This window comes from Acinetobacter sp. UBA6720 (genome assembly GCF_002454215.1).
In the GTDB taxonomy this organism is placed as follows: Bacteria; Pseudomonadota; Gammaproteobacteria; order Pseudomonadales; family Moraxellaceae; genus Acinetobacter.
On sequence record NZ_DKIK01000161.1, the window covers coordinates 13910 to 15044 of the forward strand.

The window sequence follows — 1135 nt, forward strand, 5'->3', positions numbered from 1 at the left end:
TCATTCATTGAGATGGGTGTGTCACGTATTTTACCTTGGATCAAAATGCTGATTACCCCATTGGTCACAGGCATTGTGGTGCTGTTGATTGGTCTGACTTTAATTAAGGAAGGCTTAATCAGCATGGGTGGTGGCTATCAAGCCATGTCGAACAATACATTTGCCAACACCGACAACTTAATTATGTCGTGTACAGTGCTCGGCTTGATTATCTTGTTGAACCGTATTCGTATTACTTGGGTAAAAAGTTCAGCAATCCTGATTGCCTTGGTTGCGGGATATGCCCTTGCTGGCTTTATGGGACATCTGGATTTTTCTGGTCTTAAAGATGCTCCTTTAATCCAAGTCCCGACACCAATGCACTTTGGACTCAGCTTCTCTTGGAGTCTGTTTATTCCAATGGCCTTTATATACCTCGTGACTTCTTTAGAAGCCATTGGTGATATCACAGCAACCTCGAAGCTTTCCAACCAGCCAGTCGATGGCGAAACTTGGATGCAACGCATTAAAGGCGGTGTTTTGGTTAATGGTGCAAACTCTTTCCTTGCGGGTATTTTTAACACTTTCCCAAGCTCTGTTTTTGCACAAAACAATGGCGTGATTCAATTAACTGGTGTTGCCAGCCGTTATGTCGGGATTTGGATTGCAGCCCTATTGGTGATTTTAGGTTTATTGCCAGCCGTTGCAGGCGTGATTCAAGCTGTTCCGCAAGCCGTACTCGGTGGTGCAGTAATGGTCATGTTCGGTGCCGTGGCAGCATCAGGGATTAACATTCTAGCAGGCGTTCATTTGGATCGCCGTGCGCTGCTGATTATTGCCATCTCATTAGCACTAGGTCTAGGTGTTGCGCAAGTGCCACAAATTTTGGAACATCTTCCAGAATTGTTCCGTAACATCTTTAGTTCAGGTGTTGCGACCGGTGGTATTGCCGCACTGGTATTAAATATTGTGCTTCCTGAAACGAAGAAATAAAATTTAATCCGTATTTAAACACTGCCCAGCTTTGTCTGGGCAGTGTTTTTCAATGGAGCATTCCTTTATGGATCCACGTAGTGAAGTCGTTATTCGACAACAAGATCAACTCAAAGGACGCGTGCTGTTTATCCATGCGCCTCACGATCAACTATTAAAAGAA

1 protein-coding gene and 1 pseudogene are annotated in these 1135 nt (G+C 44.3%); both read left to right on the plus strand.

The window, feature by feature from the left end; genetic code table 11:
* The coding region (locus B4F08_RS14020) for a uracil-xanthine permease family protein (protein WP_291374871.1) at positions 1–972 on the plus strand (972 nt) is incomplete at its 5' end.
* A gap of 67 nt (positions 973–1039) precedes the next feature.
* Positions 1040–1135 (plus strand): annotated as a pseudogene (locus B4F08_RS14025) (methyltransferase); the annotation flags it as partial.